Source organism: Bacillus sp. JJ783 (assembly GCF_036963225.1).
Classification (GTDB): domain Bacteria; phylum Bacillota; class Bacilli; order Bacillales; family Bacillaceae_G; genus Bacillus_A; species Bacillus_A cereus_U.
The window spans coordinates 4,471-13,000 of sequence record NZ_JBALMG010000013.1 but is presented as its reverse complement, the minus strand read 5'-3'; the positions used below and the strand labels follow the sequence as shown (position 1 = coordinate 13,000).

Sequence of the window (8,530 nt, the reverse complement as noted above, 5' to 3'; positions counted from 1 at the left end):
AATTTCATCCATGCAAAAATATATTCAATGTGTATTTTATGTATTTTGGGTACTCTACAACAGATATAACGTAATACATATGACGAATCCTATTTTTATCTTTTGATTTCGTCACATGTCTTTATATTTATGTCGAAGGATATATGACGAACTCTAATAGTAAATAGCCCTTATTACATTTGATTTTTATAACACACACCTGACAAAGTATTACGTGTTTTTAAATCCAGAGTCTTTGTTGGATAATGAGTTGATTTATTGTAAATTTCAGTTAAAATATTTTTAAATCATTTTTATGTTCTCAAATAGTTTATTTATCCAATAATTCTTGGTCCATTTCATGACAATTGTATTCGATTTTATGCAAGTTTTCGTATTTTATTTCCATATCAGGGGAGTGTTAAAAATTGAAAAGAACATTTAATCATGCTGTTAAATATATCGTCGGGGAAAATGATCGTGGAGTTTATTTTAATCGTTCTGATATTTTTACAGTTTTATTTTTATATGAACAGCGAACAGTATCCCAAATTCAATTACGTAAATTTTATGAATTGATAAGTGGAGAGCCTATAAGTCGAACTACATTTTCATCAAAGTTAACCAAGTGGGCAAAAATGAAATTAATAAAAAAGGAAAATATAAGTGTGAGAAAAAAGCGAGGCTTTACACTGGATTTCGTTTCTATCTCTTTGAAGGGAGCTGAAGTATTATATCGATTAAAATTGATTTCTAATTGTAGTACCTCATTTGTTACTACAAGGCAATATGAACACAATATAGCAATCACGCAATTTGTTTTAAATTTACTTGAAGCAGAATCAAACAATGAACATGCCGGTGCAATTGTAGGTGGTAATGGAGATTATCTCTTTCCACTAAGCCAAATTGTAAAACAAAACTTACAGTTGCCCAACCTGATGTATTCCGATTCAACAGATGTCTACTTTTTATATGAAGATGAAGAATACCGTGAAGTCTTTCAGCCAGAACTTCAACCCGTTTCCTTCCTACCAGATCTACCTCAACTCGTATATTCATTTCGTCCATCTAAAGAATTTTATCCTGACTCAAAGGGAAACCCAGTAATAATCCCGGATTGGATTATTACTTGCAATAATTCTATTATCAATATTGAAGTTGATACAGGATCGGAAAACATTCCATTTTTAGAAAATAAATTAAAAAAATATCTCGATATTGCAGCTGCTAATCCATCTAAGCAGTATTACGTTTTATTTTCTGTTATTGATGATTCCTACCATACCATTTCTACTTACAAAAAACGGACCACACGTGTTACAAATTTAAAAAAAGCTTTTGGCACTATCCCACGTTTAAGCGTGGTGAACAACCTAAATCTTTATGTATGTAATATGGGTAGTTCGGCACTTGTAGTAAATAATATTCTTCAAGAAACTCGTGAAATTAATAGTTCAAACAAAAGTCATCTGTTTAAAAAAGTCACTGAACGTTTAAACATAAATTCTTCTTTCTCTTATTCAGCAGAGTGGATATCTAATAAAAATGAAATTCAAGCGAAAGGGATTCAGCATTCTAAACTGCTCGAACTAACAGATGACATTTTTGTATTACGAAAAAAATCACCTGCTGAAGAAAAAAAATCTTTAGATTACTTAGAAATAGTTTGTATATTAACAATACTTAAGGTAGGGGAGGTTAACACACACTTTAAATTACAACAATTATCAGGATTGTTGGCCATGCAGAATCAACACCGAACACTAAACCCAATTAAGATTTTGGGGATATATGAAGCGGATGAATTAGAGCATGGACAGCAGGCCATTTTTACTGACTTGTATCACAATTCCATAGCACCAGAGAATATTTTATTGGCTACTTCTGCTGAATTGCTTAATTTCACCGCTGCTTTTTATTCGTTAAAGGAGAGGGTGAAACAAAAATTTGGAGAATGCAGTTCAAAAGAATGCTGAACTCAATACAACACCAGGTAATGGGGAAGGTCCACAAGTAGGAAAGAGCAAAAAAAATTCCTATACAGTTACTATCGATATTACAAAAAGCTGGAAATACCGTTTAGCAGCTCGCTCATCTTACTATGTTGTGACATTACTACTGCTGCTAGCTTGGTATTTTGCTTTCAGAGGAATATATAAATCCGCTTCTTTCTGGTCAATTCAAATGGGAGCTCCATTACCTACCTTAAGTATCTTCGGTAATCCGTTCGAGACTAATTATTACATTGAAACTTTTTTTAGCTTTTGGATTTTAATTTATACTTGGCAGCTATCAACTAAGGTTAAGACTTATCAGGAGATAAAACGTAGATGGTTTATTTTCTCAATGATGTTAATCGGTATAGTTGCCCAGTACTTATGGGCATTTAGTGTTCCATTAGCTAAGATATTTATTCCATTCTTAAATTCGAAAGCTGGAGAAGTTTCACTAAATGACAAAGGATTAGAGGATACGATACTTTCAAATTTTAGTAATATCATGCACCTTGTATTTGCTATACCTGTAATAATTATTATTCTCGTACTCTTATGGCTCTTTAAGATTTTTTATGAGCATAAAAAAGAGCTTTTAGATGAATTCGGAAAATGGGAATATGTGTTTAAAATACCTGGTTGGATGCTTTCCTTTTTGAATGATGATCATCAACGAAAACTTGCTACATCATTACACAGGTTTTTCACTGAAAAAAATCCTACAAAACTGCCAGAACCTGATATCTTTCTCGGCCCTAACAGCGCTACGCGGGAAATGGCAGTGATACAAGGCAAGTCTTTAACACTTAATATAATGATTATCGGTAACATTGGTACAGGTAAATCAGCTGCACTAGGTTTACCAATTGCTAATCAAATTCTTGATTATATGGTTTCAATGATTAATAACTTTAAAATCTTATATGCAAGAAAAGATTATCATTCAGAGGATGTAAAAGGAACGCAGGTAAATGGTCTTACAGTTATTGAGCCATCTAATGACTTCTGCGAAAAAGTATATAAATTGGTATTAGCACACAAGATTCCCGAAAGTGTTATTTTCTATTTAGATCCAACGAATCCTGATACCCCTTCTATAAATTTTGTACGTGGGCCAGTTGATAAAGTTGCTGAGATGTTATGTTCAGTATTAACGGGGCTCTCTGATAATGGAGCAGGAAATCCGTTCTTCGTTCAATCTGAGCGTTCTCATCTTAAACAACATATTTATTTGTTAAAACTCCACGATTCAAACTTTGAAGCTAGATTTGAACATTTAATCGATATGTATAATGATGCTAACCTCGTTTTTGAGATGCATCTCAAATTAAAAGAACGACTTCCAAATGATATTGAATCTATCCCTGATAGAGATGAACGAAATCATTGGCGCATAATGAAACAGGTTGATGAATGGTTTGGCTTAAATTATGTGCCTGAAATTTCAGGTGGTCGTGGGGGAGGGGAAGTTGTTTATCATACTGAAGGGAAATACTATGGGCAGCCAAAGATTATTGATAAACAAGAAACCTTCGTTCGTGGTTTACGAAACACATTGAATGATATATCTGCCCAACCTCTACTCCGACGCGTATTATGTGGTCCATCGGATTTTGATTTCGAAAAACATTTGGAATTTGGGGGCATCCTTTTAATCAATACAGCAAAAGGGGAACTTTCTGACCTATCTGATGTATTCGGTAAATTATGTTTATACGCCGTGCAGAATGCCGTTTTCCGCCGTAAACCTAACTTATCTCCTTACCATCCAGTTTTGGTCGATGAGTTTGCTGATTACATTTATAAAGCATTTAAAAGTTTTCCTGCTCAATCACGTAAATATAAAGCACCTTTAATTGTTATTGCACAAACAATTAGCCAATTAGCAATTGAACATGGTCCGAGATTTATGGATATTCTATTAGGTACATTTCGTAACAAACTTGTATATGGCGATGTAACTAATGAAGACGCTAAATTGTTTAGCAAGCTTATGGGTACAAAAACTATTTATGAGGCGCGTGAAGGTGATCAAGAAATTGATATGGTCACAGCTGAAACGAAAACACAAAGTACACGTAGAACTTCATACTCTTATTCGAAAACAGAGGTACCAATTCTTTCTGAAAATGACATATTGATTCAAAAAGCATTTCAGTGTGCTGCTAAAATTGTAAAAGATAATGCCCCTCAAGGAGGAATACAAGTAAACGCAAACTTTGTTCCTTCTATTGAGTTTAAAGCAGCTAAAATTCAAGTTGATGCAGAAGCAGCTGCTTATTGGTTGAAAATTCGAGAAGAGTCATTGAACGCAGAAATTAAATATAATGATTATGTTACAGATACAGATGTTGATAGTGAAGAAAATGTAATTGAAGAATTAAGCACACCTGCACCTGCTCCTACTGCTATTAAAGGTTGGTTAAAGACTTTAAATCCTGATACTTACGATTATTATAGTCACGAGGATGAAACTAACAATGAAGTTGAGTTAACTATTAATCAGCCTGTGCAAGATAACTCAAGAAAATCTGCCCCAAGACTTGAAAAAGGGGAGACTACAGCATCAATTCCTACTAACAATACAACAGAACACGTAAAAATTAATGAAGTGGTGAATACTCAAAAAGAGAATGTATCAGCTGCAGGTACACATAGAGAGCCTATTGATTTCAACAATAAAGCACCAGTTATTGCTGAAACTCCTATAGAAGTGCCAAAGGCGAAGCATACACCGCAGTATAGAGAGCCAGTTTATACATCTACCGTCACTCATAATCAGCAAGAACAGGAAATTCAAAGAACTGCAGAAATCAACGGTAAAAATACTACTTCTAACTTAACAATGCAATGGTTACAACAACAAATGGCCGCTACTGTTTCTCAGGATGATGAAAATACATTATCTTCAGATGAAATGGGAGGGGGTTCACGACTTCACAAACGAAAAGTTGCAGAGGTGACTCCAGAAAGTGCAGCGATAAAAGATAAACTCAGTCAATATATCGAAGGTGACATAGATCAGGATTGAAATGCTATGTACTATGAAAATATGATACTGAATATTTCTATGGATAAGAAGGTGTGGGTTACAAACTCATACCTTCTTGTTATTACATATGTATATTTCCTAAAGGAGATTAGTGTTAAGTGATAAAAAAGTTGTTTAGTTTATAATAAAGTCGTTTAAAAAATAATAAAGTTGTTAAAAAAATGCAAGTCATTTTATTCAACAATCGGGCCAGATTGTAGAGTAAAGTAAAGAATTATTAGAAAGTAAATCAAACCTCTACTTTTAATTTTGCTGCATATAATGATGGTGGGGTGAAAGGAATTGAAGATTAGTCAAATGGAATTGGCTGGTTATGCCGCATGTATCTGGTCGCTCTTGTATATTCCGATTCACGTTTATTGGGCATTTGGAGGAATGGCATGGATGCCTGGGGTTTTGAAAGATGAGGAGATGTGGGAAGCAGTAAACTGGGGAGCATCTGCAATGTTGTTAGTAGCTGCAATACTTGCGCTTTCACTGGTTCATCCTTGGGGGAAAAGTATCCCACGATGGTTAATGCTTGTTATGGGCTGGACTGCTTGTATACTTCCGTTCATGCATGCTGTATATGGCTATGTTACAAAGGGGCTCTTATTGGCTGGCATTATTCGTTTAGAGTTCTTNNGGGGAGTAATGGATCAACAATGTAATATTAAATAAGGTTTGAGCAATAAATAATGTAAAAAACCTGAAAAGTTACTGTAATTAATAATAATTGTGGATAAAATTTCTGATGTCTTATCCAATTAAAGGGCGCCATTCTTAAGTAAGAAGGCGTCTTCTTTTATTGGGCCATATTCTTGAATAAAGAAGGAATTTATATGAACAATCTTAGAATTGTAATTAATTCCACAAAAGGTCATTATTGTTAAATGAGGTGCAAATATATAGTCCAACCAGTACGTGCCTATTATGTAATTCACTTAAAGGATATAAAGAATAAAAAAGCTCTAATATTGAATAAGAATATAAAGGGCGGAACTTATTTGAAGACTTTTGAAACTTTGTACTTTTAGGTAATTATTAAAACTTTGTACTTTTAGGTAGTTTTTAAAACTACTAGGCTTCATTTCTTAAGTGAGAAGGGAGAATGTCTTTTGAGCTTAAAACATGAGAAACATATGAGGTCAGAAATACCTGATAAAACTTATTTGACTAAAGGATGGGGCTATGTTGCAGCTCTTGCACTGTTGCCGTATGCGATTTTAAAATCACTTTGGGCATGGGGATCAACGGTAGGACTTACAACAAAACAAGCTGTACAAAATGTAGCAGGGTTTGGTGATACATTAAAGGAAGGATCTGCTTTTCTATATACGTTATATACCATCGGAATAGACTTCACAGCTATCTTAGCGATACTGGCATCTTTATTTGCTTTAGCTCTCGTGACTTCCTGGGGGGAAAAACTACCAAAATGGTTATTAATCATATCAGGATGGTCAGTTGGGGTGTTGACAGTTCTAATTAGCCTCTTGACAGCTCTTCAATTTTTAGGAGTGCTTCCAAAAGGATATACCGAAGGGTTAGCCATTTGGGTGTATGTGGTAACGTACGGAGGATTGTTCTTGTGGGGAGTAACTGTATTTATAGCGACTCTGTCGTTCCAGCATCGGATTAAAAACAAACAGTCCCTACCAAAAAGGTATTTTAGGCAATAATCTACTTCGAGTGCTTATCTTGAATATCCTTTCAGTGTTGGTGTTCCGGGACAATTTTCAACAATCGGGCGTAATTCTTGTACAAGGAATTGTATCTTTTAAGTATCATCAAACTTGATTCGCACTTCGATGAGTATACTACGAAATCGTATTAAAATTTTCTGGAGGTGTATGGATATGGACTGGAATAGTATTACCTTGACTACGGCCGGAGTCATAGGCGGCAGCACGGCGGTGGTTCACGGCATTCTGATGAAACGGCTGATAATCAAGCCGATTGAGGCGGTTTTCGTGGCGGATGGGCGGGGGTATCTGCACCGCTACAAAGGCTCGTGACGGGCCTACTTGCTGGCAGTTCTTATTTGTATGGTACTATCATCTCTCTTTGGGTAATGCGCCGCCTTCATCCTGGCTGGATCTTGATGGCCGCTGCGCTCATTCTGACCATCTTGGGACTAACGCTAGGCTAGACTCTAGTACCCCCCTTATTCGATATGCAACTGATGACAATCAAGAAATACATGAAGCATTTTCTAAATCGTTAAACCAAAGTGCGTTTTGGCCTGAAGAAGATAAATTTTTAATGGATTATTGTGATGATTATATTGATAGAGCTCATCAATATTTTTGTCAAAAGAGGAGGAGTTAAAATGAAGAGAGATGATAACAAGATTGGTCACTTTACATCCAAAGAAGGGAAGGAAGACTTTCAAATTGCTTACGATGAATCAATGGCACTTCTTCCAAAGCCTAACGAAACGAAAGATATAAAAACGAAACATGGCACAGTTCGTGCTTATTACTTTACTAAAGAGGAAAACAAACATAAAGATCCAATACTCTTACTCCCTGGCCGTGGTGCATCTACTCCAATGTGGGTACCGAATTTAGAAGGGCTAAGGGAGGAAAGACCAGTTTACACGATAGATTTACTTGGTGAACCTGGTATGAGTGTGCAAATGAAGGTGATTGAAAACCAAAAGCAACAAGCAGAATGGTTAAATGAAGCGATTGAAAGATTAGGTTTAGAAAAAGTGCATCTCGTGGGTGTCTCAGTTGGTGGTTGGACAACAATGAATTTGGCCAGATATAATCCAGAGCATATTGCTTTTGCTAGTTTATTGGACCCAGTCTTTGTATTTGCACAAATGCCCATAAAGATGATTCTTGCATCTATTCCAGCTTCCGTACCTGTTGTACCTAAGTTTATAAGAGAAAAGATGTTAAGCTATGTTTCTGGAGGAGCAAAAGCAAATGACGATGAGCCTATTGCTAAATTAATCGAGTCGGGTATGCGTAATTATAAACTTAAAACCCCAGCGCCTGATCTATTTACTAAAGAGGATTTAAAGAATATCAATGTTCCAGTTCTTGCATTAATGGCTGGAAAAAGTACAATGCACGATTCAGCAAAAGCAGTTGAAACTGGGAAAAAATATGTTAAAGATATCGATATCGTTAACTGGAAAAATGCATCTCACGCAATCAATGGTGAGTTCTCTAACGAAGTTAATGCTAAAATCCTTGATTTTGTAGAACAACATTCTAATGACAACTAAGTTGAAAGTGGCAATATGTTGTAATAACAGCTTACATTATCACTTTTTTTTAATAATCGGAGTAAAAAATATATAGATATCCACTGTACGATTAGATTCTTTATTCAACAAACGGGCGCTTTAATTGAGCAAGGATCACAAAAATCATCAAACTTTTTTATAAAAGGATGATTCAATTGAATATAGAAAAAGCGTGTTTTGATCAATCTTTTTTCAAAGCACGCTTTTTCTATTTGTTCTTTTATCAAGGTTTATTAGGTTAATTTAATCAAACTTTATTCA

Annotated in this window: 6 protein-coding genes; all 6 read left to right on the top strand. The window is 35.1% G+C overall.

Features of this window, described 5'->3' with window-relative positions:
* Positions 1–407: 407 nt before the first annotated feature.
* The 6 genes from V7038_RS03955 to V7038_RS03930 all read left to right on the top strand — a co-directional run bounded on the left by V7038_RS03955 (position 408) and on the right by V7038_RS03930 (position 8,248).
* Positions 408–1,958: a hypothetical protein gene (locus V7038_RS03955; protein WP_335469230.1), complete on the top strand. Its 1,551-nt coding sequence runs from the start codon at positions 408–410 to the stop codon at positions 1,956–1,958.
* Positions 1,930–5,007 (top strand): type IV secretory system conjugative DNA transfer family protein, encoded by a 3,078-nt coding sequence (locus V7038_RS03950; protein ID WP_335469227.1) that lies wholly within the window; start codon positions 1,930–1,932, stop codon positions 5,005–5,007. Before V7038_RS03955 ends, V7038_RS03950 begins: the two co-directional genes overlap by 29 nt.
* Before the next feature lie 318 nt (positions 5,008–5,325).
* On the top strand, positions 5,326–5,688 hold the full coding sequence (locus V7038_RS03945) for a DUF3995 domain-containing protein (protein WP_438825100.1): 363 nt from the start codon (positions 5,326–5,328) through the stop codon (positions 5,686–5,688).
* Between the two features lie 437 nt (positions 5,689–6,125).
* Positions 6,126–6,689 (top strand): hypothetical protein, encoded by a 564-nt coding sequence (locus V7038_RS03940; RefSeq protein WP_335469222.1) that lies wholly within the window; start codon positions 6,126–6,128, stop codon positions 6,687–6,689.
* Between the two features lie 177 nt (positions 6,690–6,866).
* Positions 6,867–7,025, top strand: a complete 159-nt coding sequence (locus V7038_RS03935) for a hypothetical protein (RefSeq protein WP_335469219.1) — start codon at positions 6,867–6,869, stop codon at positions 7,023–7,025.
* A gap of 314 nt (positions 7,026–7,339) precedes the next feature.
* On the top strand, positions 7,340–8,248 hold the full coding sequence (locus tag V7038_RS03930) for an alpha/beta fold hydrolase (protein ID WP_335469217.1): 909 nt from the start codon (positions 7,340–7,342) through the stop codon (positions 8,246–8,248).
* Positions 8,249–8,530: the final 282 nt, after the last annotated feature.

Excerpts from the sequence above, each read along its gene's own strand:
- V7038_RS03935 (WP_335469219.1), top strand. The coding sequence starts at position 6,867 with ATGGACTGGAATAGTATTACCTTGACTACGGCCGGAGTCATAGGCGGC.
- V7038_RS03930 (WP_335469217.1), top strand. The coding sequence starts at position 7,340 with ATGAAGAGAGATGATAACAAGATTGGTCACTTTACATCCAAAGAAGGG.